This window comes from Kribbella sp. CCNWLW201 (assembly GCF_037203805.1).
Lineage (GTDB): Bacteria > Actinomycetota > Actinomycetes > Propionibacteriales > Kribbellaceae > Kribbella.
Genome location: NZ_JBBCBQ010000009.1, coordinates 273,880 through 298,489 on the forward strand (window position 1 = coordinate 273,880; position 24,610 = coordinate 298,489).

The 24,610-nt window shown below is 67.9% G+C and carries 24 protein-coding genes; 12 read left to right on the top strand and 12 right to left on the bottom strand.

Features of this window, described 5'->3' with window-relative positions:
- The gene (locus tag V9K99_RS31930; protein WP_337005872.1) at positions 1-1,191 is read left to right on the top strand and encodes a glucoamylase; all 1,191 of its coding nucleotides are present in this window, start codon (positions 1-3) and stop codon (positions 1,189-1,191) included.
- Here V9K99_RS31930 and V9K99_RS31935 read toward each other — a convergent pair.
- On the bottom strand, positions 1,188-2,255 hold the full coding sequence (locus V9K99_RS31935) for a glycoside hydrolase family 172 protein (RefSeq protein ID WP_337005870.1): 1,068 nt from the start codon (positions 2,253-2,255) through the stop codon (positions 1,188-1,190). The two genes, V9K99_RS31930 and V9K99_RS31935, sit on opposite strands and share 4 nt — an antisense overlap.
- A gap of 100 nt (positions 2,256-2,355) precedes the next feature.
- On the opposite strand from V9K99_RS31935, the gene V9K99_RS31940 reads away from it, so the two are divergent.
- Positions 2,356-2,862, top strand: a complete 507-nt coding sequence (locus tag V9K99_RS31940; RefSeq protein ID WP_337005868.1) for an SRPBCC domain-containing protein — start codon at positions 2,356-2,358, stop codon at positions 2,860-2,862.
- Positions 2,863-2,962: 100 nt separating this feature from the next.
- Here the strand turns inward: V9K99_RS31940 and V9K99_RS31945 are convergent, their stop codons facing one another.
- Positions 2,963-3,490, bottom strand: coding sequence for a hypothetical protein (locus tag V9K99_RS31945; RefSeq protein ID WP_337005866.1), 528 nt, complete (start codon positions 3,488-3,490; stop codon positions 2,963-2,965).
- Between the two features lie 213 nt (positions 3,491-3,703).
- Between V9K99_RS31945 and V9K99_RS31950 the strand changes: the two genes are divergently transcribed.
- Positions 3,704-6,832 (top strand): amidohydrolase family protein, encoded by a 3,129-nt coding sequence (locus V9K99_RS31950; protein WP_337005864.1) that lies wholly within the window; start codon positions 3,704-3,706, stop codon positions 6,830-6,832.
- 253 nt (positions 6,833-7,085) lie between these two features.
- On the opposite strand, the gene V9K99_RS31955 is transcribed toward V9K99_RS31950, so the two are convergent.
- Both V9K99_RS31955 and V9K99_RS31960 read right to left on the bottom strand, forming a co-directional pair.
- Positions 7,086-8,543: a dihydrolipoyl dehydrogenase family protein gene (locus V9K99_RS31955; protein ID WP_337005862.1), complete on the bottom strand. Its 1,458-nt coding sequence runs from the start codon at positions 8,541-8,543 to the stop codon at positions 7,086-7,088.
- Between the two features lies 1 nt (position 8,544).
- The gene (locus V9K99_RS31960) at positions 8,545-9,126 is read right to left on the bottom strand and encodes a hypothetical protein (RefSeq protein ID WP_337005860.1); all 582 of its coding nucleotides are present in this window, start codon (positions 9,124-9,126) and stop codon (positions 8,545-8,547) included.
- Between the two features lie 226 nt (positions 9,127-9,352).
- On the opposite strand from V9K99_RS31960, the gene V9K99_RS31965 reads away from it, so the two are divergent.
- A complete protein-coding gene (locus V9K99_RS31965; protein ID WP_337005858.1) occupies positions 9,353-9,925 on the top strand; it encodes a TetR/AcrR family transcriptional regulator in 573 nt (190 codons plus the stop codon).
- A 122-nt stretch (positions 9,926-10,047) separates the two neighbouring features.
- Here the strand turns inward: V9K99_RS31965 and V9K99_RS31970 are convergent, their stop codons facing one another.
- Positions 10,048-11,154 (bottom strand): helix-turn-helix transcriptional regulator, encoded by a 1,107-nt coding sequence (locus V9K99_RS31970; RefSeq protein WP_337005856.1) that lies wholly within the window; start codon positions 11,152-11,154, stop codon positions 10,048-10,050.
- Positions 11,155-11,303: 149 nt separating this feature from the next.
- Between V9K99_RS31970 and V9K99_RS31975 the strand changes: the two genes are divergently transcribed.
- The gene (locus V9K99_RS31975) at positions 11,304-11,726 is read left to right on the top strand and encodes an ester cyclase (RefSeq protein WP_337005854.1); all 423 of its coding nucleotides are present in this window, start codon (positions 11,304-11,306) and stop codon (positions 11,724-11,726) included.
- A gap of 358 nt (positions 11,727-12,084) precedes the next feature.
- Here the strand turns inward: V9K99_RS31975 and V9K99_RS31980 are convergent, their stop codons facing one another.
- Together V9K99_RS31980 and V9K99_RS31985 are read right to left on the bottom strand one after the other, a co-directional pair.
- Positions 12,085-12,858, bottom strand: a complete 774-nt coding sequence (locus tag V9K99_RS31980) for a class I SAM-dependent methyltransferase (protein WP_337005852.1) — start codon at positions 12,856-12,858, stop codon at positions 12,085-12,087.
- A gap of 236 nt (positions 12,859-13,094) precedes the next feature.
- Entirely contained in the window at positions 13,095-13,772 is a 678-nt protein-coding gene (locus V9K99_RS31985; protein ID WP_337005850.1) for a GntR family transcriptional regulator, read from the bottom strand.
- 45 nt (positions 13,773-13,817) lie between these two features.
- Here V9K99_RS31985 and V9K99_RS31990 point away from each other — a divergent pair, with 45 nt between their 5' ends.
- Entirely contained in the window at positions 13,818-14,270 is a 453-nt protein-coding gene (locus V9K99_RS31990; protein WP_337005848.1) for a hypothetical protein, read from the top strand.
- 79 nt (positions 14,271-14,349) lie between these two features.
- The gene (locus tag V9K99_RS31995) at positions 14,350-15,054 is read left to right on the top strand and encodes a trimeric intracellular cation channel family protein (RefSeq protein WP_337005846.1); all 705 of its coding nucleotides are present in this window, start codon (positions 14,350-14,352) and stop codon (positions 15,052-15,054) included.
- Between the two features lie 362 nt (positions 15,055-15,416).
- On the opposite strand, the gene V9K99_RS32000 is transcribed toward V9K99_RS31995, so the two are convergent.
- The 5 genes from V9K99_RS32000 to V9K99_RS32020 form a co-directional block, all read right to left on the bottom strand.
- A complete protein-coding gene (locus V9K99_RS32000; protein WP_337005844.1) occupies positions 15,417-16,394 on the bottom strand; it encodes a ribose-phosphate diphosphokinase in 978 nt (325 codons plus the stop codon).
- Positions 16,395-16,650: 256 nt separating this feature from the next.
- Complete coding sequence (locus V9K99_RS32005) at positions 16,651-17,676, bottom strand: threonine aldolase family protein (RefSeq protein WP_337005842.1); 1,026 nt, start codon at positions 17,674-17,676, stop codon at positions 16,651-16,653.
- Complete coding sequence (locus V9K99_RS32010; RefSeq protein WP_337005840.1) at positions 17,673-19,046, bottom strand: class II 3-deoxy-7-phosphoheptulonate synthase; 1,374 nt, start codon at positions 19,044-19,046, stop codon at positions 17,673-17,675. Before V9K99_RS32010 ends, V9K99_RS32005 begins: the two co-directional genes overlap by 4 nt.
- 43 nt (positions 19,047-19,089) lie before the next feature.
- Positions 19,090-19,482 (bottom strand): DUF2237 family protein, encoded by a 393-nt coding sequence (locus V9K99_RS32015; protein WP_337005838.1) that lies wholly within the window; start codon positions 19,480-19,482, stop codon positions 19,090-19,092.
- 55 nt (positions 19,483-19,537) lie between these two features.
- Positions 19,538-20,302 carry a lysophospholipid acyltransferase family protein gene (locus tag V9K99_RS32020; protein ID WP_337005836.1) on the bottom strand — a complete coding sequence of 255 codons (765 nt, stop codon included), beginning with the start codon at positions 20,300-20,302 and terminating at the stop codon, positions 19,538-19,540.
- A gap of 456 nt (positions 20,303-20,758) precedes the next feature.
- Here V9K99_RS32020 and V9K99_RS32025 point away from each other — a divergent pair, with 456 nt between their 5' ends.
- The 5 genes from V9K99_RS32025 (at position 20,759) to V9K99_RS32045 (ending at position 24,590) form a co-directional block, all read left to right on the top strand.
- Positions 20,759-21,541, top strand: a complete 783-nt coding sequence (locus V9K99_RS32025) for an alpha/beta hydrolase (RefSeq protein ID WP_337005834.1) — start codon at positions 20,759-20,761, stop codon at positions 21,539-21,541.
- Positions 21,534-22,457: a hypothetical protein gene (locus V9K99_RS32030; protein WP_337005832.1), complete on the top strand. Its 924-nt coding sequence runs from the start codon at positions 21,534-21,536 to the stop codon at positions 22,455-22,457. Before V9K99_RS32025 ends, V9K99_RS32030 begins: the two co-directional genes overlap by 8 nt.
- Positions 22,458-22,555: 98 nt before the next feature.
- Positions 22,556-23,785: an ornithine cyclodeaminase gene (locus tag V9K99_RS32035; RefSeq protein WP_337005830.1), complete on the top strand. Its 1,230-nt coding sequence runs from the start codon at positions 22,556-22,558 to the stop codon at positions 23,783-23,785.
- An 88-nt stretch (positions 23,786-23,873) separates the two neighbouring features.
- The gene (locus V9K99_RS32040; RefSeq protein WP_337005828.1) at positions 23,874-24,146 is read left to right on the top strand and encodes a hypothetical protein; all 273 of its coding nucleotides are present in this window, start codon (positions 23,874-23,876) and stop codon (positions 24,144-24,146) included.
- Positions 24,147-24,167: 21 nt separating this feature from the next.
- On the top strand, positions 24,168-24,590 hold the full coding sequence (locus tag V9K99_RS32045; RefSeq protein ID WP_337005826.1) for a YybH family protein: 423 nt from the start codon (positions 24,168-24,170) through the stop codon (positions 24,588-24,590).
- The last annotated feature ends 20 nt before the right edge of the window (positions 24,591-24,610 follow it).

Consider the following 24,610-nt stretch of genomic DNA (forward strand, 5'->3'; position numbering starts at 1 on the left):
ATGCGGGACGACAGTGCGCGGCGGGTCCGGTGGTATCCGGCCGTCGTCATCGCCGTCCTGCTGGCGTTCCTGGCCGCCGGTACGGCGAACAACCTGGTCCGCAACCCGCAACCCCGGCTGGTCGCCGAAGGCCAAAAGGTGCCCGCAGCAACCTTCCCGGGTCCGTACGGCGAGCTGATCGGGCGAGCGATCGCCGACCTCGACACCCTCACCCTCGGCAACGGCGCGACCCTCGCGGGCTGGGACGGACCGTGGCGATTCGTCTGGCCGCGGGACGCGTCCTTCGTCGCGGCGGCGTACTGCTCGATCGGCCGGACCGCCGACGCCGGCCGAGTACTCGATTTCCTCAACGGCATCAGGCCGTCAGCCGGACGCTGGGAGGCCCGGTACGCCGAGAGCGGCGAGGCGATCCGGGACGGCCGCGAACCACAGCTGGACGGATCCGGATGGGTGCTCTGGGCAACGTGGTTCTGCCGAACCGGCAGCAGGTACTGGGAGCTGGTCCGTGAATCCGCCGACCAGATCGTGACCGAGCTCGGACCGGATGGCCTGCCCGGGCCGTCGCCGGACTACTGGGAACGCCCGGAGTCCTCGGTCACTCTCGGCACCGTCGCTCCGCTGCTCACCGGGCTCCGCTCCGCGGTCAGCATCGCGACCGACCTGGATCATGGCGACGAGGCCGCGCGCTGGAACGACGCTTTGGAAAGGTTGACCAAGGCAACGGACCGGAACTTCGGGCCGGACTATCCGCGGACTCCTGCGCGAGCGGTCAGCTTCCTGGAACCAGGGCTCGAACCGATCGGGGTGGGCGGTGGTGCCGATGCGATCGTCACCGTCCTCGGCCCGCCGTTCGCCCCGGCCCGGGACGTCGTCACCACGGCGATCGACCGTGCTCGCGCCGTACTCACGCAGCCGAATGGCGGTGTCACCCCGGGCGAGGACTGGCGGACCGACGGCGTGTCGTGGACGCCGCAGACCGCGATGTTCGCGTTGAGCGCGGCCGCCCGCGGCGATCGCGCGACCGCGGGTGAACTGCTGACCTGGTTGGACCAGTACCGCACCAGCAGCGGAGCCCTGCCGGAGAAGGTCAACCGCGACCTGGAGCCCGCCGGCGAGGCCCCACTGGGCTGGACCTCAGCCCTCGTCGTCCTCGCCGGCGCTGCACTTGAGAAGCCGCTGCCGATCCCCTAGCAGATCTCCATCGCGTCGTGGGTCGGCGCCGCCGGTCGCGTCGTACTGGTCTTGGACGAGTAGAAGAACGCCGTCGACGAGATGTCGTCCTGGAGCGGCAGGTAGCGGCCGCCGGACCGCCAGCCGAGCGCCTGGACGTCGACCCGCAGCTTCTCCCGGAACCGGATCGGGTCGGGCAGGTGGAAGCGGTACATGCCGAACCGCTGCTGGCTCGCGTACAGCCCGTCCGGCCGGATCACCTGCGGCATTCCGAGGTAGGGCGTACTGAACTCGGTGTAGCCACCTCCCGGGACATCGAAGTTCCAGGCGCCGCCGAAGTAGTCCTCGGTGCCGGTGCCGCAGATCGTCGGGAACTCCTCGTCCTTGTCCAGGTAGAACTTCACCTCGCCCTCACCCCACCAGCCGCTGCTGTTGACGCCCCAGGCGAGATACGTGCCGACGTAGTGGCCCGGACCCTCCACACCGTCCAGCAGGGTGTGCACGGTCTTGGCCGGCAGCGGGTTGCTCCGCCGCCACTGCGTGTGCAGGTACGCCGATTCCTCCGGTACGGCGCCCAGCCAGTAGTCGACCTGGAAGTACACGATCACCGGCTCGTCGTGGGTGTTCTCCAGAGTCAGCGTGGCCTGCGACTGGAACGGCATCTCCCAGTAGCTGTTGAAACCGCCGTTCGGGTTGACTGTGATCGGCAGCGCGTTGACCTGGGCGAACTTGCCCCAGCCCGAGCAGAAGAAGTCACCCACCGGCGTCTCGATCGCGGGCGCGTCGTCGCCGTCCCAGTGGGCGCGCAGCACCAGCCGCCGCCAGTTGTCGACGTGGGTGGTGAGCCAGATGTGGGTGATGCAGCCAGGTCCGGCGATGTCGGCGAGGGTCGCGGTCTCCCCCGGTCCGATCTCGATCGACGGCGACACCTTCCAGCCCTGACCGAGGTCCCGGGCCGCGTTCGCCCCGGTCCCCTCGGTCAACCGCCCACCCTGGCCGGGCTCACCGGTCGGGTTCTCGGCACTGATGGAGCGCGTCTCGACATCGTGGATCGCGCTGATTCCGGACAGCTTCCCAAGAGTCATACCCGCGACCTTAGGCCGCTCGTGGGTCCTTGAGAAATCGATTGCCCAGCAAGTGGACTGCGCTGGACAGGTTATATGCCACCTGGGTTATATTGCCGGTATGGACGGACGGCGAGGACGCGTGTTCGGGACCGAGGACGGGCGGGTGGCGATCCGGTTCGTGCGGCTGGTGCCGCATCCGCCGGAGAAGGTGTGGCGGGCAATCACGGATCCGGCCCAGCTGGCGGAGTGGTTCCCGGCGGTGGTTTCGCTGGACCGGCCGGCCGGGAGCGAGCTGTTCTTCGGGGTGACCGAGCAGCAGCGGCAGCGGTTCGGGATGACCGACGACCCGGCCGGCACCCCGAACGGCCGGATCCTGCGGAACGAGCCGCCGTCAGTGCTCGAGTACGAGTGGGCCGGCGAGATCCTGACCTGGGAGATCACCGGTACGGCGGAAGGCAGCCGGCTCGTGTTCACCAACGTGCTCACCGATCCTGACGCCGCGGGACCGGCGGCCGCCGGCTGGGAGGCCGGCCTGGAAGTCGTCGAGGCCCAACTCGCCGGCCAGCCCATCACCTGGAACCCCTTAGACCGAGCCGAGGAACTCGCCACCCTGTACCGCACCTAACCGCCCCTCGCCGACCTTGAGAAGCCACCGATCACTTTCGGGCCCTCGAAATGGTTGGTGGCTTCTCAAGGTGGTGTCGACGGATGGCAGCTCGGCGTCGTTAGCAGGGGCGGATCTTGGCCTCGAAGCCGTTGGTGAAGGTGATGCAGGCCCAGGGGCGGCCCTGGTCGGGCTTGGCGCGGACGATCAGCGGGAAGGCGTCGGCACCACGGACCTGCGGGCTCCGCTCGGTCTTCAGCGAGCCGACCGCACCACCGCGCGCCACGGCCGCCGCCTTCACGTCCTCGACCGTGACGACGCTGCGGGCGTTCTTCTCGGCGGCGTCCTGGGCGTCGGTCGCGACCGCGAGAGCGAAGGCGATCTCCGGCGGCTTGGACCAGGTGGTCGACGTGACCGGGAAGACGAGCCCGAACATCAGCAGGCCGATCCCCGTGACGATCTGACGGATCCGCCGAGTCTGGTCCGTCGCAAGCAACGCGGCACAGCACAGCGCAAGGAACAGCGTGAGGCCGCGCAGAATCCAGTGCCGGTCGAGCCGACTGTCCACCGCCAGGGCCGCGCCGAGGGCGATCACGATGCAGACGACGGCGGCGGCCAAGGCCCGAAGCCGGGGAGACACGGATTGCATGGCGCAGACGATAGACGTACGGCGGCTCCTGCGCGGGCGCCGGGCTGACACCGACCAGCCGGCCTGCGGGCTGGGGCCGCATGCGCCTGGGTGAACCGTTCGTCGCAGTTGAGGGGCCGCTCGGCGCTCGACGCGCCGGTCAGGATCGTGGAGCACGGACGGTGCTGGCAGATTCGATCCCGTCCCCACCGCCCCCGAGGGATTGGACCGACCGTGGACCACACCGCCTCCGAAACGCCCGGTTCGTGGAGCATCTCGCGACGTCGCGCACTCCAGCTCAGCGGCGGCGTCGCCGCAGCCGGCGCACTGCAGACCACCGCGACCGCCACAGCCGAGGCAACAGGGCTGGCACCCAATCAAGCTGTACTGACCGAAGGCACCAACTTCATGGTGGCTGTCTCGCCGGACGGCAAGTGGCTGGCCTTCGACCTGGTGACCGCAATCTGGGTGACGCCCGCCGCCGGTGGCGTGTCCCGGCGGTTGACTGACGACCTGCAGGACGCGACTCGGCCGCGGTGGTCGCCGGGCGGCCGGCAGCTGGTGTTCCAGTCGTACCGTGACGGCAACTTTCACCTCTGGTCGATCAACGCGGACGGCACCGACCTCCGCCAGCTCACCACCGGCCGCCAAGACCATCGCGAGCCGCACTTCACCCCCGACGGCCGGTACGTCGTGTTCTCTTCGGACCGTGGTAGCAACGGCAGCTACGGCATCCACCGCCTCGAACTCAGCACGGGAACGATCGTCGCCCTCACCGACGACACAGCCGAAGAGGCCGAGCCAACCGTCTCCGCCGACGGGATCAGGATCGCCTTCACCGTCGACGCCTCGTCCATCGCCGAGGTCAACCTCACGACCGGCGAACGCACCACTCTCGTCCCGGCCCAGACCGGCAGCTCCGTCTACGGCCCGGCCTACTCCCCCACCGGTCGGCTCGCCTACGTTCGGCTCGCCGGTCCGGTCTGCGATCTGGTTGTCGACAATCAGAAAGTCACCAATGGCAAGGACGTTTTCGCCGTGCCGCCATCCTGGGGATCCGACCTCTATTACACCGCCGACGGGCACGTGATCCGTCATCAGGTCGGCGGTGCGCATACCGTCGTACCGTTCACCGCGACCGTGCCGGTGACGGCGAAGCGGCCGCGGCCGAAGGCGCCGGACCTCGAGTCGACGGCGCGGCGGCCGGTGCTCGGGATCGCGAGCCCGGCCGTGTCCCCGGACGGACAGTGGGTCGCGTTCCGGGCCCTGAACGCTTTGTGGCTGGCGGCAACGAGTGGCCGAGGGCAACCACGGAAGCTGGTTGCCGACGGCTACTTCAACTCCGATCCGGACTTCTCGCCGGACGGCACGAAGTTGCTCTACGCAAGCGACCGGGACGGGACCGCGGATCTCTGGCTGTACGACCTGACGACCGGTGCCGACAGCAAGCTCTCGTCGTTGCCCGGGGCACAGACCGCGCCGCGCTTCTCCCCCGACGGGAAGCGGGTCGCGTACCAAGACCAGGACGGAATCGCCTGGGTGCTCGACCTCGCCTCGGGCCAGCTCCGCCAACTGACCCCGACCCTGTTCCAGCCCGGCCGGGTGAGCTGGTCACGGGATGGGAAGACGCTCGTGCTCGCCGCGGTGAAGCCGTTCTCCAAGCGGTTCCGCGAGGGCACCAGCCAGTTGCTGTACGTCGACGTCGCCACCGCAGCACTGGAGTACGTCGAGCCGATGCCGTTCCGATCGCTTGCCACCCGCGGTGACGACGGGCCGGTCTTCTCCCCCGACGGCAAGTGGCTCGCGTTCGTCGTCGAGAGTCTCCTGTACGTCGCTCCGGTCGACGAACGCGGCCGATTCACTGCAGAGCCGCGAGCAGTCACCGATGAGGTGACCGACTCACCGGTCTGGCAGGACAACAAGACCCTGCTCTACCTGAACAACGGCCGACTCCGTCGCACGACAGTCACTGGTTCCCGCCCCCAGACGATCAAACTCGACCTGCACTGGCGCCGCGCCACGGTGAACCAGCACGTCACGATCCACGCCGGCGCGTTGTGGGACGGCCGCGCGACCACGCTGCGCCGGGACGTGGACGTCGTACTGGATGGGTCGCGGATCGCCGCCGTACGGCCACATCAACAGCACAAGGCGGACATCGACGCGTCGGATCTGACCGTGATGCCCGGGTTGATCGATGCGCACAACCATTGGCATCTGCGCGGCCGGGCGTGGGGTGCTCGGCAGGGCAACCTGTGGTTGTCGTACGGGATCACAACCACGCGATCGCCGGGTGACCCGGTGTACCAGATGCAGGAGACGCGGGAGGCGCTCGCCCACGGGTCGCTGCTCGGGCCGCGGTACTTCGCGACCGGTGAGGCGATCGACGGGTCGCGGGTCTACTACAACTTCATGCGGCCGACGCTCTCCCTGCGGCAACTGAGGTTGGAGCTCGACCGAGTCGAAGGGCTCGCGTACGACCTCGTGAAGACGTATGTGCGGTTGCCGATCGAATACCAGCGTCGTGCGATCGCCGCCGTACATCGTCTTGGGCTGCAGTTGTCGTCGCACTACCTCTACCCGGCCGAGCACCTCGGCATGGACGGGATGGAGCACACCGGCGCGACGAACCGGCTCGGTTACTCGCACACGGTCAGCCGGCTCGGGCGCGCGTACGCCGATGTCGTCACGCTGTTCACCAAGGCCGGGCTGTCCGTCACGCCGACCCTGTTCAACTCGACGATGGCGCACGTCGACGATCCGTCGCTGCTGACCGATCGGCGGACGACCACGCTGTTCCCGTCGTGGGAGTACGACGCTCTGCGGACCGAAGTGAACACGGCCGCGGGACCGGCCGGGGTGACGACGCGAGAACTGCTGCGCGGCAACGTCGACATGGTCCTGCGGATCCATCGCGGCGGCGGCTTCGTCATCTCCGGCACCGACACGCCGCTGGACAACATCGCGATCTCGCTGCACGCCAACCTGCGCTCGATGGTCGCCGGCGGCTTCACGCCGTACGAGGCACTCACGACCGCGACCCGCAATCCGGCCCGATGGCTCAACCTCGAGGACAAACTAGGCGTCATCAAACCCGGCGCCCAGGCCGACCTCTCCTTCATCACCGGCGACCCACTCACCGACATCCGAGCAGCCGCCGCAGTCGACCGAGTGATGCTCGCCGGCAAGCTCCACATTGTCGACGATCTACTAATGCCGTACGCCAATGGCACCCGAGCCGAACCTACAGTGCGCACCGCCAACGCCCCGCAACCACTAACCCGAGAACATGCCCACGCCCACGACGACAAGTTCTGGTGGCACGAGCCCGAGTGGCTCCACCGAGCGTGCTGCGAGGGCTAACCCGGGGTCGGATGGTGGGAGCTGACCCGCGGCACCACCGCGACTGCTCCGTCGCCGTGGTCCGCGCCGCTCCCACCCATCAGTCAGCGGCAAGGTCACAACCCCTCGCGAACCGTCGGCCTGTCGCGGGAACTCGCCCAACCAGCTCCAACCACCCCTGCGTCCAACCCAGGGCTCACCCGCCAGATACTCCGGCGCATGACACAGCCCACGCACCCCGACCGATGTCACAGCCGCCTGCCCCCTGGCGTGTCTACCTGTGGTCTCTGTCGGCTTCGAGGAGGCGGAGCCAGATCTCGCTGATGGTCGGGTAGGCGGGGACTGCGTGCCAGAGGCGGTGCAGCGGGACTTCGGCGGTGATGGCGATCGTGGCCGCGTGCAACAGTTCGGCGACATCGGGTCCGACCGCGGTGAAGCCGATCAGGATGTTCCGGTCGTCGTCGATGACCATTCGGGCCTGGCCGCGGTAGCCGTCGGCATGCAGCGCCGCGCCGGCGACCGCCCCGAGGTCGTGGTCGACGACCCGGATGCTGATGCCGGCCACCGATGCGGCCTCCGCGGACAGGCCGACGGTGGCGACCTCGGGATCGGTGAAGATCACCTGCGTGATGGCGCGTTCGTCGGCGGTGACCGCATGGCGTCCCCACGTACTCAGGTCGAGCTTCTCGCCGTGGGCTCGCGCGGCGATCGCATCGCCCAGGGCGCGGGCTTGGTACTTGCCGTGATGGGTCAGCAGGGCTCGCTTGTTCACATCCCCCGCGGCGTACAGCCAGCCGCCGTCGATCGGCTTGCCGTCGTCGTCGACGACAGCGAGGGCTTCGTCGACGTCCAGCCAGTCTCCGGGAGTGAGACCGAGGTGATCCAGGCCGAGGTCCTTGGTGTTCGGCGTGCGTCCGGTGGCGACGAGGACTTCGTCGGCGGCCACGGTCGTGCCATCGGAGTTGGTGAGGTGCACGGTGCCGGAGTCGTCCCGTCGGACTTCGGTGGCCTCGACGTTCAGGTGAAGCGAGACACCCGCCGTTCGGAGAGCAGCAGTCACATGGTCACTGGCGAACGGCTCCACACTAGGGAGCAGCCGGGTCTGGGAGATGAGCGTCACCTGCGACCCGAGAGCGCTGAACGCGGTGGCCATCTCAGATCCGACGACCCCGCCACCGATGATCGCCAATCGATCGGGAATGGTCCGGGCGCCCGCGGCTTCCCTGCTCGTCCACGGTGCCACATCCGCCAGCCCTCGGATGGGCGGCAATTGGGCGCTGCTGCCGGTGGCGATCACGACCGCATGGCGCGCCTGCAGGACGGTGGTCGTGCCATCGGTGTCGGTGATCGTGACAGTGCGAGTGCCGGTGATGCGTCCGTGCCCGCGGACCAGAGTGATCCCTGCGTGGTTCAGCCACTCGACCTGGCCAGCATCGCTCCAGTACGACGCGAATCGGTCACGCCGGCCAAGCACTGCAACTGGGTCCAGGTCGCCGCTCACCGCCTGGCCGGCGGCCGGCAGTGCGCGAGCGGCGCGCACCGCGGCTGCGTCGCGAAGAAGGGCTTTGGTCGGCATGCAGGCCCAGTAGGAGCATTCCCCGCCGACGAGTTCGCGCTCCACGATCGCGGCGCTCAGGCCGCCCTGCACCGCCCGGTCGGCCACATTCTCACCGACCGGGCCGGCGCCGATGATCACTACGTCGAAGGTGACCTCTTGGCTCGTGTTCGTCATGTCACTTCGCCTTGGCTGCGCGGAGGTGCAGACGGATCGCCGAGATCAGGAAGAAGACGCCGCCCAGCGTCGCGTATCCGGCGAGGTTGGTGAGCGACGCATTCGCCCCGCCGGCCTGCAGGATGAAACTGGTCCCGGCGAGGGTCGAGATTCCGCCGCTGAGGATCATCGCCCACTGGCCACCGAGCCGGTAGCGCAAGATCGCGACGATCAATTGGACGATGCCCGCGGTGATCGCCCAGGCACCCCACACCCGCAGAACGCTCGGGATGCCGGAGGCGGTGGCGACGGCCAACCCGATGGCGGTGAGCAGGCTCAGCGCCATGTTGATGTACAGCGGCACTCGCGGTCGGGTAGCGGCCGACGAACGGAAGTCGACCACGGCCGCGCCGACGTCGAAGAGTGGATAGATCACCAGCAGGGCGACGCTGATCGGGGTGAGCGTCGAAGCTGTGATGGCGAGCAGGCCCGCCCAGACGATGGCGAATCCGAAGCGGACGTAGTACAGGTTCCGCAAAGCCTTGGTTGTGCTGCTCTCGGCATCCACGGTGACGGTGTCACCGGCATGGATGGAGCTTGACATCAGATCCCTCTTTCGATGATTGAACGGGTGATTCGTCCTGCCACGGACGGTCTCCTCGATCACTTACGTGGCGATGCCCGTGACCGTCGCGGTTTGAGCGACGTCCGGCTTGGCGATCTGGGAGACAGAACGATCGGTACACCTAGGCTGTCGCATCGGTGCCGAAGATGTCAAGACAGATCGTTCTATCTGTTAGCCTGAGGGCAGGATCTCGAAGGGATGGCGGATGTCGGAAGCACGAGCGCGGCTGCTCAGCACGGCCAGCGGGCTGTTCTACTCCGAAGGGCTTCATTCCGTCGGCATCGATCGCATCATCGCCGCCGCACCGGTGACACGCGCCACGCTGTACAGGCACTTCCCGAGCAAGGACGACCTCGTCGTCGCCTACCTGACCCAAGCCGACGACGCGATCCGCACACGGACGGATGCCGCACGGGCCGAGGACGCATCCCCCGACGACATCATTCGAACTGTCTGCCGATCCATTACCGACGACATCCAGAGCCCTGGCTTCCGGGGCTGCGCGTTCCTCAACGCCGCCGCCGAGTACCCCGACCCGGCCCATCCGGTCCATCAAGCGGTCCTCAGGCATCGGCAGTGGTTTCTGGACACGATCACCGAGCTCTTCTCCGACACCGGAAAACCCGATCCGGAACCCGCCGCCCGGCACTTCGTCATGCTGCGGGACGGCGCCATGGCCGCCGGCTGCCTGTCCGATCCGAAAGCCGTCTGTGAGACATTCCTGCGCGGGATCGAGGGACTCCTCAAGTACCGCAGCCGTGAGCAGCCCGACTCCTAGCAGCGGGCTCTCCGCCCCCACACCCGCGTTGTCGCGATGCGATCAACGGAGGCACGGTTCACCGGGGTCTCTTGCGCTGGTCGCCGTACCGGCCACTCCAACTCCCGGCCTTCTGTCGTCGCTCAGTTGCTGAGCGGCGCGGGACCACCGCGTGATGGTCGCTCAGCAACCCGTCGTCTCTCGTTGTCGTGCACACGTGGGTCGTAGTGGTCGACGAATACGGTGCACACCAGATCCCGGCGACTGTGGACGCCGGTCTTCGCGAAGATGCTCTTGAGGTGCTGCTGCACCGTGACCGGGGCGATCACGAGATGGTCGGCGATCTGCGCGGTGGACTGGCCGATCAGCACCAGCCTCGTGATCTCACGTTCTCGCTGGGTGAGCCCGTACGCCGCCATCAGCACGCTCGCGATCCGTGCCTTGGCAACAGGTTCGATGATGACTGCCGCACGCGGGCCCGCCGTCGTCGTGATCGACGTTCCATGGAGGACGAGCCACCTACCCGTGGCGGCGCGGACCCGGGCCAGGGCGGGTCCGTCCCGGCCAGTGGCTCGAGCTGCGACCGACAAGAGCGCGGCCGGTGTGCGCTCATGCCCTCCGGTCAACTCCTTCAGCAAGCGTTCTGCCTCTGGGGAGACGGATTCAACCGAGAGACCCTCGTCGATGACGACCAGGCCGGGCGCATCGGGCCAGTCGGGCTCAAGGGCTTCGCCCACCAGCAAACCGCGGCGCACCCCCTCCGCCAGGTGCGGGCTCACCGACCACAAGAAGTCGAGCTCAACGGCGCTGAACGTGGCCTGGCCGGGACACCTGTTGAGCCGCAAGGATCCCCAGGCCTCGCCAGTCCTCGCCCGCAGCGCCACGGCGACCTCTTGCTCGATGCCGTGCGGTCGCAGGTAATCGCGGAAGACCGGGCTGCGTTCAGGGCTCCCGCCGGTCACCTGATGAAGGGTCTGGACACCCCGATCGCTCGCGAGGACGTCGGCGGTCTTGTTCACGTCAGCCGCTCGGTACTCCCAGTCGAGCTGACCAGCAAGGTCGAAAAAGCACTCGCCGTCGAAGTGGATGCTGGTGATCAGCTGGGACGAGGGATCGATGGTGTTCCAGAACGGTGGCGCGCCGCCGACCTGGACGGCGCGACTCAGCGTGTCGCCCGCCGCCTCGAAGAACGCGTGGGTGTGGAGACCCGCGCGGGCGAGCTGACGGATCCGGACGCTCGCCTCATCCATCGATAGCCGTGCCACCTGGCCTCCAGCCCCGAGACACGTTCAACGGTATCGACGCCGGCGCCGAGTTGCCAGGTTTCTGGTATGGACGGGCCCTCGACCGCGGACCAGATTGAGGACATCGGTGCAGTTCGACCACGGGGAGACGACCCATGACTGACGCAGAGCTGGTGCGCAAGTACGTCGACATCTACAACTCAGGCGACGCCGCCGCCCTCGGGGACTTCTACGCGGCCGACGTGGTCCTCGTGGATCCGATGACCCCCGAGCCGACGAAGGGCCGGGACGCCGTGGTCGCGACTGGAGCGGCGTTCCGGAAGGCGTTCCCCGACATGGTCTGGACCCTGACCGGCGATCCCGTCGTGGGAAACGGAGCCATAGCCTGGGAACTGCACGCCACCGGCACCATGACAGGCCCAATGCCCGGCTCCGACGGCGAAATCCCCGCCACCGGCAAGACCTTCGCCATCGACATGGGCATCTTCTGGACCCTCACCCCAGACAACCTGATCACGACGGAACACGCCTACTTCGACGCAACAGCAATGCTGACCCAACTCGGCCTCACGAGCTGACCCACCTGAGCACTTGAAACGCACCTCAGCCCCTAGACCCGCTCCGCGTGCTACCAAACCCCCATACCTGCATGCCGAACCACGACACGCAGCACCACGACTCAGCGACGCGGCGAGTGGCAACGTAGGTGGTCGCGGCGCCTTTCGCGTGACTCCCGTTGAATAACTGGCGAAGCGGCATGTCGAGGTGCGACGAGTTGCAGTCTCGTGCACCCGTCCGAGGCCAGTTAGAGGGTTGTCTGCCGATGTTGACCTGACCGTCCAGACTGCACACGGAAGCGCACTCACATGCCGATGAGAGGGCGCAAGCCTCCTGCGAGCAACCGCGCGGTCCGGCCAGGGACTGTGAGCCCGTTGTCTATACCTTGCTCGCCACCACCGTGTAGTTCTCGGCCTCAGGGTTGTACGTGCTCCTTTCCGTCCGGAGTCCGACCTGGCGCAACTCGGCTGCGAGTTCGTCGTATCGGTAGGGCCAGCACGACAGCAGTTCCGAGCGGACAAGAACCGACCCAGCCGCATCAACTTGCGCGATCGCAATCTCGATGTGGTGCTCCTCCTCCCAATGCGGCGCAATCTCCCAGCGGTAGACCACGACGGCATCGCGACCGTTCCGGCGAACGAGTCGGTCACTGATGTCGAGCCGGGAACCTCTGGCCCTCACGAGTTCCCAAGTGCGGGATGTGAGTACCAAGCGCCCGCCAGGGCGCAGAAGGCGTGACATCGACTCCAGAGCAGCGCCCCTGCCTGTCGCGCCCTCGGCATGGTGAAGCGAGTTGCCAACGCAGAACACCATGTCGAACGTGTCGTCCTCGAAATGGTCGGGCAACTCTTCCCAGTTCGCCCGCACGGCCCGGACGGATGCCCCGAACTCCTCCGACAACTCTGCAGTCCGACGAACCATCGCTTCGCTGGCGTCAGTTGCGACAACCTGCATGCCACGACCGGCGAGGCCAACCGCCAACTGTCCGGTTCCGCACGAACAGTCGAGGACGTGAGCGTTCGACGGCAGGAGACTGAGGACGTCGTCGAACGACGCAGCGAACTCGGCCGGGGCCAGCTTTGCATCCGAGATGAGCCACTCGTACACCTCGGCAAGCGCGTTATAGCTCGTCACAACTACTACCTCCGACACGGGGCAGACTCACGGTGAGACGTCAGTCCATCAGCGGGAGCGAGCCGGGCACCAATGGTTTTCGCAAGGACAACCCGTCCGCGCATGCCCGCGGATAGCGCGAGCTGATCCGCTCGGCCATTCGCCGTGTTCGGCGCTTCGGAACTATCAATACGTCCGAACTTGATACGCAGCGTGTCCAGTAGATGGAGCAGGGTGACCCCTGGGTCACGACCACAACTCCCCGAACCAGCTGGTCAGGCGTCGGCTTCGGCGTCGTCGTCGACCGAGAGGCTGTGCCAAATGTCGAACGCCACAGATGCGGCGCCTGTCGCGTCTCCCGCCTCGATGAGATTGATCAGCTGCTCGTGCCGGTTGACGGAGGCTCGGCCGTCGACACCGAAGCGCATCCGCTCCGCGCGGCGGATCAGGGGGTCGAAGCGCTCGATCACCGCTTCGAGGGCCTGATTGCCGAGCACGGCGACCGGAATCCTGTGCAGTTCCTCGTCTGCCTCCAGGGCGGCTTTGACGTCGCCTGATGCCACAGCCCCAGCGAACCGGCGGTTCGCGTCCCGCATCCGGTCCACGTCCTGTTCACTGAGCCGGCCCGTCACTTCTCGCACGGCCAACTCATGCATCGCGGCGACGACATCTCTCGCGTCCCGCACCACCTGAATGTCGATGGCGCTGACCGTCGTGGATCGACCCGGCAGCGCCACCACCAATCCACTCGCCGCGAGGCGCAGCAGCGCTTCGCGCACCGGGGTCCGGCTGACCCCCAGCCAGGCAGCGAGGTCGCCGTCCTTGAGTTGCTCCCCCGGCCTGAACGTTCCATCGACGATGGCGTCGCGGAGGCGTCGGTAAACATCGTCGCGCAGGAGGGTGCGGTCTACGGCAGGGGTGTTCAGAGGAATCGGCACGGCAACATATTGCACACACATCCCTGCATCTCGTAAACCCCAAGCGCGGCTTGTGAGGATGTGCAGCATGCGATATATTGCATATCAGAGCCGCCCGACGCCGGCGAGACCACGGGCCAGCAGTACGAGGGATTCGCGGCGACGCCGGACTTCGTCATCGATGTCGCGGACGACGGATACGGGTTCCTCAACCACGACAAGTTCAAGGCCGGGTTCGCCCACGACGCCACCGACGCGGACGCCGCCTTCCTGCGTGACACGCAGATCCCGATCAACATGTCGGTCTTCGACACGCCGCTGAAGAACGCCGCCTGGCGCGACAAGCCCAGCTGGGCCGTCATCGCCACGGAGGACAAGTCGTTCGACCAGGCCATGCTGCAGCACATGGCGACGCGGAGCGGCGCGAAGATCACCAACGTGTCCGCCAGCCACGCCCTGTTCATCACGCAGGCCGGCGTCGTCTCCGACACCATCGATGACGCCGCGAAGGGCGCTTCGCACGCCGGCCGGTGAGCCGCTGATCCGCTTTCGACCCAGGGGGCCGACCCGCGCCAATCGCGCGCGCCGGCCCCCAGTTCTCCGGAGGGATCACATGTCGATCACCCCGTTCCAGGTGACGCTCTGGATCGAACTCCTGGCCGCCGGACTCGGCGGTCTTCAAGGGGCGCTCTTCGCCGCCGGCGTCAGGTCTCGCCGCATCGACGTGCTCGGCGTCATCGTGATCGGACTCGCCGTCGCTCTCGGGGGAAGCCTGCTTCGCGACACCGTGCTCAATCAGCCACCGGTCGTGGTCTGGAGCAACTGGTACCTGATCGTGGCCGGTGCCTCGGCGATCCTCGGCATGGTGCTGCAACCCCTGTTGTCACGAGCGGAATGGCTGATCACCGTGCTCGACGCCGTCGTGATGGGGCTGTTCGGAGCGATCGGGGCCTCGAAGGCGCTGTCCCTCGGCGTAGGCGTGGCCGGGGCACTGGTGGTCGGCGTCATCGGAGCCATCGGCGGCGGGATGCTGCGCGATGTCATGCTCAGCTTGCCGTTCTCCTTCCTGCACGTGGGCACCCTCTACGCCGTCGCCGCGGGTGCCGGCACCGCAGCGCTAGTCCTACTCGCCGAACTCGGCACGCCCATCCCGATCGCGGGAGTCGTCTGCCTGACGGTGACCACGCTCGTGCGCCTGGCCGCCGTCCGCTTCGACTGGACCTTCCCGGAGCAGTTCGTGGTGCGCCCTCGACGTCCACAGGCGCCTCCGAGGGCCGAGGGCGGACGCCTCGGAGCGGGCTCGGCGGAGGGCGACTGATCGAAGCATCGGCCCTGAGAGTTGCTTCGTGCACATGAACCTTGCGGTGCTAGTCCATCTTCGACAGATGGCGATGACCGTCGGGCGGGTGACGCCGAACTCAGCTGCGATCTGGGCGACGGTGTACCGCCGTTTCCCGTCCTCCCCCACCAGCCCCAGAACCTACTGGCCACCGAAGCCGGCCGCACACAGTACACCGACGAGGTCAAACGCCTCGACGCCCGCCTCCAGCAGCTGAAGGCATGCACCGGAGCAAGCTGCCGCAGCTGAACCACATGAATCGTGGGAGCGTGCGTAGCAGGCGTGCTGAGGAGCGGAGCGACGAAGTGGCGCCCGCGGAGCAGGCGTGGGTCGGCCCAGTACTAGAACGGCAGCTTGGGTTGGGGTGGGGCGTGGGTGGGGTCTACGCCGTCGAAGAGGCTGCTGACTGATTCGCCGCCGTGGATGCGCTTGATTGCCTCGGCGAAGAGGGTGGATACCGAGCTGACCTGGAGTTCGGGGAAGCCGGCTGGGCGGGGCACGGTGTCGGTGCTGATCACCTCGGTCACTGACGGGTGCGATCGCAGGCGCTCCACCGCGGGGCCGGCGAACAGGCCGTGGGTGCAGGCGACCGCGGCCTGGGTGCAGCCGAGGTCTTTGAGCCGGTCCAGCAGTTCCATGATCGAGCCGCCGGTTGCGATCTCGTCGTCGAGGATGATCGCCCGTTTGCCGGCCACGTCGCCGACGATCGCGTCGATCACCACGCGGTCGTCGGCCAGCCGCTGTTTGCTGCCCGCCGCGACCGGCAACCCGAGCAGCCGGGCGAACTGGGTCGCCGTCTTCGCGTTGCCCAGGTCCGGGCTGACCACGACCGTGTCGGCGAGATCCCGGCCGCGGAAGTGGTCGGCGAGGACGCCGATCGCGGTCAGGTGATCGACCGGGACGGAGAAGAACCCGTGTACCTGCGGCGCGTGCAGAGCCATCGTCAGGACCCGGTCGGCACCGGCCGCGACCAGTAGGTCCGCGACCAGGCGGCCGCCGATCGAGATCCGGGACGCGTCCTTCTTGTCGGATCGGGCGTACGCGTAGTGCGGCATCACCGCGGTGATCTGCTGCGCCGAGGCACCCCGGGCGGCGTCGATCATCAGGAGCAGCTCCATCAGGTGCTCCTGGGTCGGCGGCACGAGCGGCTGGACGATGTACACGTCCCGCTGTCGGCAGTTCACCTGCAGTTGCACCTGCAGGCAGTCATTGCTGAAACGATGGATTTCGACCGGTGAGAGCGGTACGCCGAGATCGGCACAGATCCGCTCCGCCAAACCAGTGTGGGCACTTCCGCTGAACACGACGATCTCTCGCACGGCTCTCCCCGAAACGCTGCGACCCCGACACCCGCACCTTATCTCGCCAACCCACAGGCCGGTGTCAGTGCCAGTGCCTTTGGACGCCGCTCCTGTGCACCCTGTCTGCCAAGCGGTTGATCCCGGAAGCACGCCCGCTCGCGACCACGGGCGGTCGACTGAGCGAGCGCGCAAGTGAGCGGCGCGAGCGCAAGCGGGTGGGTGGGCTGCCGGCGTAGCGGGCGACGGGAGGAGCTCGCCTAGCAGGCTGCGGGGCTCAGGTGGTGAGGAGGCGGGCGAGGGTTTGGGCGGCGGTGCGGCAGTCGTTGGTGGAGGCGTCTAGGTGGGTGACGATTCGGAGCTGGGTCGGGCCTACGCCGCCGACGAGGACGCCGGCTGTGCGGGCGGACTCGACGAGTTCGGGGACCGATTTGCCGGTTGCGGCCAGGTCGGCTACGACGATGTTGGTTTCGACCTGGTCGGGCTTGACCGAGCCTGGTGCGGCGTCGGCCAGGATCTCGGCGATCAGTCGCGCGTTGGCGTGGTCTTCGGCCAGTCGCTCGATGTTGTGCTCCAGTGCGTACAACCCGGCCGCGGCCAGTACGCCGGCCTGTCGCCAACCAGCCCCGAGACGCTTTCGCCACACCCGGGCCTCGCGGATCAGGTCCGCAGAGCCGACCAGCACCGATCCGACCGGCGCGCCCAGCCCCTTCGACAGGCACACGCTGGCCGCGGTGGCACGGGACGCGTACGACGCCATCGACACACCAGATGCCACGGATGCGTTCCACAGCCGCGCGCCGTCCAGATGGAGTGGTAGGCCGCGTACGTCGAGTTCGTCGGCGAGGGCGTCGTACGCGTGCTGGATCGTGCCGCCGCCGAAGTTGTGGGTGTTCTCGACCGAGACGGCTGCCGTGGTGACGAAGTACCGGCCGAGGTCCGCGGAGATGAGGGCGCGGATCTGTTCCAGGTCGATCTGGCCGGCCGGGGCGCTCCAGGTGCGGGTGGTGATGCCGCTGACGGCCGCGTGTGCGCCGAGTTCGGCCCGGGCGATGTGGGCGCTCGCCTCGCAGATCACCTCGGATCCCCGCGGCACGAGGGCCTGGACGCCGAGGATGTTCGCGAGTGAGCCGCTGACCGTGAACAGGCCGGCCTCGTGACCGAGCAGGCCGGCCACGGTCTCCTCGAGCCGGTTGACCGTCGGATCCTCGCCGTACACGTCGTCGCCGACGGGTGCCGAGGTCATCGCGGCCAGCATCCCGGCCGACGGCCGGGTCACGGTGTCAGACCGGAGATCGATCACGCCTGCGCGCCGCGGAGGCGTTCGGCGACGAGGAACGCGAGCTCGAGCGACTGGTGCCGGTTCAGCCGCGGGTCGCAGGCGGTCTCGTAGCGGTTGACCAGGTCCTCCGCGACCAGCTCCTCACCGCCGCCCAGGCACTCGGTCACGTCGTCGCCGGTCAGCTCGATGTGCATCCCGCCCGGCCAGGTGCCGACCTGCTCGTGTGCGTCGAAGAACCCCTGCACCTCGTGCATGACGTCCTCGAAGTTGCGGGTCTTGTACCCGTTCGGGGTCTCGAAGGTGTTGCCGTGCATCGGGTCGCACACCCAGGCGATCGGCGAGCCGTGGTCGCGGACCGCCTCCAGCAGCGGCGGCAGCGCCTCGCGGATCTTGCCCGCGCCCATCCGGGTGATGAAGGTCAGCCGGCCCTCGATGCCCTTCGGGTTCAGCTTGTCGATCAGGGCGCGGATGTACTCCGGGGTCGTGGTCGGCCCGATCTTCACACCCAGCGGATTCGAGAGCGACGACAGGAACTCGACGTGCGCGCCCTCGAGCTGCCGGGTCCGCTCCCCCACCCACAGCAGGTGGCCGCTGACGTCGTACGGCTGCTCGGTGCGGGAGTCGATCCGGGTCAGCGCGTGCTCGTACTCCAGGATCAACGCCTCGTGCGACGCGTAGAAGTCGACCGTGTGGAACTCCTCCGAGTTCGCCCCACAGGCCCGCATGAACGCCAGCGCGCGCTCGATCTCGCCCGCGAGCCGCTCGTACTTCTGCCCGACCGGCGACGACTTCACGAAGTCCGTGTTCCAGGCGTGCACCTGGTGCAGGTCGGCGTACCCACCAGTGGTGAACGCGCGAGTCAAGTTGAGCGTCGCCGCGGCCGCGTTGTAGACACCGCGGAGCCGCTGCGGGTCCGGGATCCGCGCCTCGGGGGTGAACTCCAGCCCGTTGACCGCGTCACCCCGGTACGACGGCAGCGTGACACCGTTGCGCGTCTCCTCACCCGAGCTGCGCGGCTTGGCGTACTGACCGGCGATCCGGCCCACCTTCACCACCGGCACACTCGCGGCGTACTGGAGTACGACGGCCATCTGCAGCAGCACCCGCAGTTTGGCCCGGATGTTCTCCGCGGTCACCCCGTCGAACGTCTCCGCGCAGTCACCGCCCTGGAGGATGAACGCCTCACCGCGCGAGACCGCACCGATCTTCGTGGTCAGGTCGTCGCACTCACCGGCGAACACCAGCGGCGGCAGCGTCCGCAGCTCGGAGATCACCTGGTCGAGCGGCGCGGACTCCGGCCACTCGGGCTGCTGCAGCGGCTTCATAGCCCGCAACTCATCCAGGCTCGGAACCCCGGGCACATCCCCCGCACTCAACGTCGCGAATTGCATGCCCCCAACTTTAGGGCAGCCCGCGGAACCGGTTGTCCTCGTCTCAGGTCAGGGAGGCGAGATCGGGTGGTACGTCGACGGCGTGTTCGCGGAGGATCGACAGGGGGATGGTTTCCAGGGATCGGGCGTGGGTTGAGGCCAGTACGACGGGGGCGGGAGCGCCGTCGTGGTAGGCCTGGAGCCAGCGGACGGCGACGACACACCAGCGATCGCCGGGTTTCAGACCGGGGAACTGCAGCTCCGGGCGCGGGGTGATGAGGTCGTTGCCGACCGACGCCTGGTGGGCGAGGAACTCCGAGGTCATCACGGCGCAGACCGTGTGGCTGCCGAGGTCCTCGGGGCCGCTCGTGCAGCAGCCGTCGCGGTAGAAGCCGGTGACCGGGTCCGTACCGCACTCCTCAAGCGGTTCGCCCAGCACGTTCAGGTCGCTGTCCATGCAGCCATCCTCACCCGGCTCCCCCGCGAAACCCGGACTGCCGCGCGAAAGAGTGTCAGCTGGCCTTGGTGTCGCCGAGGCGGAGGTGCTCGTCGACCGACTCGCCGGCCTTGATCAGCTGCTTGGCCTTGTCGGCGTACATGTCGACGTACTCCTGGCCGGACAGCTCCATCAGCGCGTACATGATCTCGTCGGTGACCGAGCGCAGCACGAACCGGTCCCGCTCCATGCCCTCGTAGCGGGAGAAGTCCAGCGGCTTGCCGATCGCGACGCCGGGGCGGATCAGCCGCGGCAGCCGGCGGCCCTTCTCGCGGTAGAACCACTTCGGCCAGAGCTGGCCGGGCGGCTGCAGCTTCTCGGTGTCGATCATCGCGACCGGGATGACCGGCACACCGGCCACGATCGCCATCCGGGCCACACCGGTCTTGCCCTTGTAGAGCCGGCCGTCGGGCGAGCGGGTGCCCTCGGGGTAGATCCCGAACAGCTCGCCCTTCTTCAGGATCTCCAGGCCGGTGTTCAGCGCGGCGAGCGAGGCGCGCCCGCCGGAGCGGTCGATCGGGATCTGGCCGACGGACCGGAAGAAGGTCGCCACCAGCTTCCCCTTGAGCCCGGGCGCGGTGAAGTACTCCGATTTCGCCGGAAAGACGATCTGCCGCGGTACGGCGACGGGCAGGAAGATCGAGTCGCTGAAGGCCAGGTGATTGCTGACCAGCAGCGCCGGGCCGGAACTGGGAATGTTCTCCAGCCCGGTCACTTTCGGGCGGAACAACAGCTTCACCAGTGGTGCGACGAGGAACCGTCTGAGGAACAGGTACAGCATCGCCTTACCTCCGTCACTCGTCCGCAACGCGACTCACCGGGTCATTTCCGGCACAGCTCACCACAAACCAGTGTCCGCCGGTAGCGACGGTCGCGACAGCTCTGGCGCCGACCGTCGGCAGGACACTACGTTCCAGCTTCCTCCTCAGGCAATGTCACCGCCAGGAATCTAGGCGTTGCTCACCGTGTTGTCACCTGGATGCAGACTGGATGCAGCCTGTGCCTCGTCGGGGGACGTTGGTGCCTTCAGCGGTGGTCCAGGCGTTCGCTGGCAAGGCGGAGGAGGAGAGCAATGCGGAGCATTGCGCGACGACGACAACGCCGCCAGCGGGCGTCTGGGGCGCCGCTGGAGGTGCCGAACGTTCCTCGACGAGGCACTAGATGCGACCATTGGCAGGCGGTCAGGCGTGTCTGCGCCTGACCGTCTGTGAGGACCGTGACCGGCGAGGAGTCGACCGTGCCAGTGCAAGGCCATGCTGAGGAGTTCCGCAGCCCCGGATCCGGGGAGAACGCCGCTGTCGGGGTCCTCCTCAGCCACGGTTTCACCGGTTCGCCGAAGTCGATGCGCCCGTTCGCGGAGCACCTGGCCGCTCAGGGGTACGGCGTCGCCGTACCGCGACTGCCCGGACACGGCACGACCTGGCAGGAGATGAACAAGACCGGCTGGCCGGACTGGTACGCCGTACTGGACAACGAGCTGGAGCGGTTGCGCAAGGAGCACGACAAGGTGTTCCTGGTCGGGCTGTCGATGGGCGGCTGCCTGGTACTGCGGCTGGCCGAGGAGCACGGTGAGGACATTTCCGGTCTGGTCCTGATCAATCCGTCGGTGCAGACCGATGACAAGCGGTTGGCCGTCCTGCCGGTGCTGTCGCGACTGCTTCCGTCGTTCCCGGGGATCTCGAACGACATCAAGAAGCCCGGAGTCGACGAGGGCGCATACGACCGGATGCCGCTGCGGGCGCTGCACTCGCTGTCCCAGCTGTGGCAACTGACGCGGGCCGATCTGGCCAAGGTCACACAGCCGGTGCTGTTGTTCCGCAGTACTGTCGATCACGTGGTGGAACCGAGCTCGGGGCGCACCGTGCTGGCCTCGATCTCGTCCCGCGACGTGACCGAGACCCTGCTCGAGGACAGCTATCACGTGGCAACTCTGGACAACGACGCACCGCGCATCTTCGCGGACTCCGCAGCCTTCATCGAGCGCCTGAGCACGATCGGAGAGCAGGGCGCCGATGCGTGACAACGGCCTGACCGCCGCCGGGTACACCTCCCTGGGCGGCATCGATCCCCTGATCGCCCAACCCGTCCTCGCCGCCCTCGCCGAAGCCGGCATCGCCGCCTACTGCGAGGCCTCCGATGAGTCGGCGGCTGACGCGGCCGGAGGTTCCGCCGAGGTGGAAGGATCCGCCGTCGAGGTGAGCGGCGCGCCGGCGGGAGAGGTCGCCGAGCGGGCCGAGGCGCCGGTCAAGGCCGAGCAGCCAGAGGCCGACGACGAGCCCGCCGGCAAGGACGCCCCCGCACCGGCCGAGGCGGGTACGCCGGCCGAGCCGGCGGCGACGGCCGATGCCGCGCCGGCGAAAGCCGAGGGCCGGGCCAAGGCGGAGGCCCGGGCCCGGATCCCCACCGGGTTCGAGGAGATCTTTGTCGACAGCGAGGCGGTTGATCGGGCTCGGCCGGTGATCGAGCGGAGTACCGAGGACGCGGAGTGGAAGTCGCTGGTCGAGCAGTTCAATGCGCCGTCTGCTCCCGGGCACGACGGCGGGGAGACGCCGGTGCCGCGGTGGCCGGCCAGTGAGGACGTGGACGAGAAGTACGAGCCGCTGATCGACGTACCGGCCGGGCTGATCGTCGGCGACGACGAGGAGGACGAGAAGGAGGAGACTCCGCCGCCGAAACGCGCCGACGACCCGCACGACCACTTCGTCCCGCCGGAGCCTCCGCGCGGCCCGCGGCTGGACTGGATCAGCCGGCTCGCCTGGCTCGGCCTGATCGGCGGCCCGGTGCTGCTGATCCTCGCGGCCGTCCTCGACTTCGGCGCCGGCCGGATCACCACTCTCGCGGTGGTCGGCTTCATCGGCGGCTTCCTCACCCTGGTGATCCGGATGAAGGACCGGCTCCCACCGGATGACACCCCGGACGACGGCGCCGTGGTCTAGCGTCGTACTGGAGTGCGAACCGTGTGAAGCATTTGTCACATCGGCGCGCTAGAGTGCGGATCGTCGGACAATCCGACGAATGCCGAGGGAGGTAACCCGTGCAGGTCACCGAGACCGTCGAGATCACCGGCCACCTGATGGACTCCGGACTGCTGTCCCGGGTGCTTGACGACATCCGCGGGTACGGCGGTGAGTACACGCTGGACAAGTTCGACCTCGGCTACGACAAGGACGACCCGTCCACCGTCCGGATGACGGTCGGCGCGGAGGACGAGGAGTCCCTGCAGCGGTTGCTGATGCGGATCCAGACCAAGGGCGCGAACCTGGTCGACCCCGGTACGCCGGAGATCACCGAGGTGTCCGTCGACGGGGTGTTCCCGGACGGGTTCTACTCGACCACGAACCTGCCGACGATGGTCCGGCTCAGCGGCCACTGGGTCGCCGTACAGAACCCGGAGATGGACTGCGGCCTGCTGGTCGAGGGCGAGAGCGTGCGGACCATCCCGATGTCCGAGGTCAAGGCCGGGATGCGGATCATCACCAGCGCCCAGGGCGTGAAGGTCATTCCGCCGATCGCGGTGAACACCGAGGAGGGGTTCGGCTTCATGGAGTCGGACGTCTCCAGCGAGAAGCCGCAGCGGGTGCTGGTCAAGCAGGTCGCCGACGGGATGCGCGAGGCGAAGGCGAACGGTCAGAAGGTGCTCTGGGTCGGCGGCCCGGGCATCGTCCACACCGGCGCCGCGCCGGCCATGGTCGCGCTGGTCGAGGCCGGTTTCGTCGACGTCCTGTTCGCCGGGAACGCCCTGGCCACCCACGACATCGAGTCGTCGCTCTACGGTACGTCGCTCGGCGTCGACCTGGCCCGTGGACGCGGGGTGGAGCACGGCCACGAGCATCACATCCGGGCGATCAACACGATCCGCAAGGCGGGCTCGATCGCGGCCGCGGTGGAGCAGGGTGTGCTCACCTCGGGCGTGATGCACGCGCTGGTGAAGAAGGACAAGAAGTTCGTCCTGGTCGGGTCGGTGCGCGACGACGGGCCGCTCCCGGACGTCTACACCGACGTCCTCGAAGGCCAGCGGGCGATGCGGGCCGAACTGCCCGGCGTCGGCTACTGCCTGATGGCCGCGACCATGCTGCACTCGGTTGCTACCGGCAACATCCTGCCGGCGTCCATCCCGCTCACCTGCGTCGACATCAACCCGGCCACGGTGACCAAGCTGGCCGACCGCGGCTCCTCCCAGGCCCGCGGCATCGTCACCGACGTCGGCCTGTTCATCGAGCACCTGGCCCGCGAACTGTCGCCGTCGTACGCCGACGGAAAGTGATTCCTTGCCCCGCGCCGTGACCGCGCGTCGATGACCTGGTCACCCGGAAGAATCGCAGCTTCGCGAACCCGGAACGAAGGGGAACACGGTGAGGCTGGACAAGGAACAGCAGGAGAAGGCACAAGCGGAGGCGGAACAGCGCGTGCGAGACCAGAAGGCAAAGGACCTGGATCTGGCCATGCGCGTTGCCGGCAGCTCACCGGCTCCCGGACAGGAACTGACCGCTGATGCGGAACAGCTCAAGAACGCGGCCGCAGAAATGCTGGACTCAGGCACTGACGCGAGCTTCGTGGCAGGTTATGTCCAGAGGAAGCTCGAACGAACCAGAAGCCAGCAACGAGGCGGCGGCAGAGGAGAGTAGCTCCTGGCGGGAGACAGAGCGGTGACGCAGAGCTTCGAGTCGTTCCTGCGCCGGTTCGAGCAGGCCAACACGGCCTTCGTCAACGGGGACGCGTCGTTGTGGCTGCCGCTGGTGTCGCGCAGCGAGCAGACGTCGATCTTCGGCGGCTTCGGCGGCCGGGAGATCGGCTGGACGCAGATCGGGCCGCGGTACGAGTGGGCCGCCTCGCAATTCAGCCCCAGCGGCGCAACGGTCGAGTTCGAGTACCTGGACAAGCACGCCGGCGCGGACACGGCGTACTCGGTGGCGATCGAGTCCTGCACGGTCAAGTACCTCGACCGGCCCGAGCCGGTCCCGCACGTGCTGCGGGCGACGATGGTCTTCCGGATGGAGGACGGCGACTGGAAGATCGCCCACCGGCACGCGGATCACCTCGCTGTGAAGGCGCCACCGCCGGCCGTCTGAGAGGTGTGCGGCTGGTTACA

Coding starts and splice junctions, on each gene's coding strand:
- V9K99_RS31930 (WP_337005872.1), top strand. CDS start 1: ATGCGGGACGACAGTGCGCGGCGGGTCCGGTGGTATCCGGCCGTCGTC.
- V9K99_RS31935 (WP_337005870.1), bottom strand. CDS start 2,255: ATGACTCTTGGGAAGCTGTCCGGAATCAGCGCGATCCACGATGTCGAG.
- V9K99_RS31940 (WP_337005868.1), top strand. CDS start 2,356: ATGGACGGACGGCGAGGACGCGTGTTCGGGACCGAGGACGGGCGGGTG.
- V9K99_RS31945 (WP_337005866.1), bottom strand. CDS start 3,490: ATGCAATCCGTGTCTCCCCGGCTTCGGGCCTTGGCCGCCGCCGTCGTC.
- V9K99_RS31955 (WP_337005862.1), bottom strand. CDS start 8,543: ATGACGAACACGAGCCAAGAGGTCACCTTCGACGTAGTGATCATCGGC.
- V9K99_RS31960 (WP_337005860.1), bottom strand. CDS start 9,126: ATGTCAAGCTCCATCCATGCCGGTGACACCGTCACCGTGGATGCCGAG.
- V9K99_RS31965 (WP_337005858.1), top strand. CDS start 9,353: ATGTCGGAAGCACGAGCGCGGCTGCTCAGCACGGCCAGCGGGCTGTTC.
- V9K99_RS31970 (WP_337005856.1), bottom strand. CDS start 11,154: ATGGATGAGGCGAGCGTCCGGATCCGTCAGCTCGCCCGCGCGGGTCTC.
- V9K99_RS31975 (WP_337005854.1), top strand. CDS start 11,304: ATGACTGACGCAGAGCTGGTGCGCAAGTACGTCGACATCTACAACTCA.
- V9K99_RS31995 (WP_337005846.1), top strand. CDS start 14,350: ATGTCGATCACCCCGTTCCAGGTGACGCTCTGGATCGAACTCCTGGCC.
- V9K99_RS32010 (WP_337005840.1), bottom strand. CDS start 19,046: ATGCAATTCGCGACGTTGAGTGCGGGGGATGTGCCCGGGGTTCCGAGC.
- V9K99_RS32015 (WP_337005838.1), bottom strand. CDS start 19,482: ATGGACAGCGACCTGAACGTGCTGGGCGAACCGCTTGAGGAGTGCGGT.
- V9K99_RS32020 (WP_337005836.1), bottom strand. CDS start 20,302: ATGCTGTACCTGTTCCTCAGACGGTTCCTCGTCGCACCACTGGTGAAG.
- V9K99_RS32030 (WP_337005832.1), top strand. CDS start 21,534: ATGCGTGACAACGGCCTGACCGCCGCCGGGTACACCTCCCTGGGCGGC.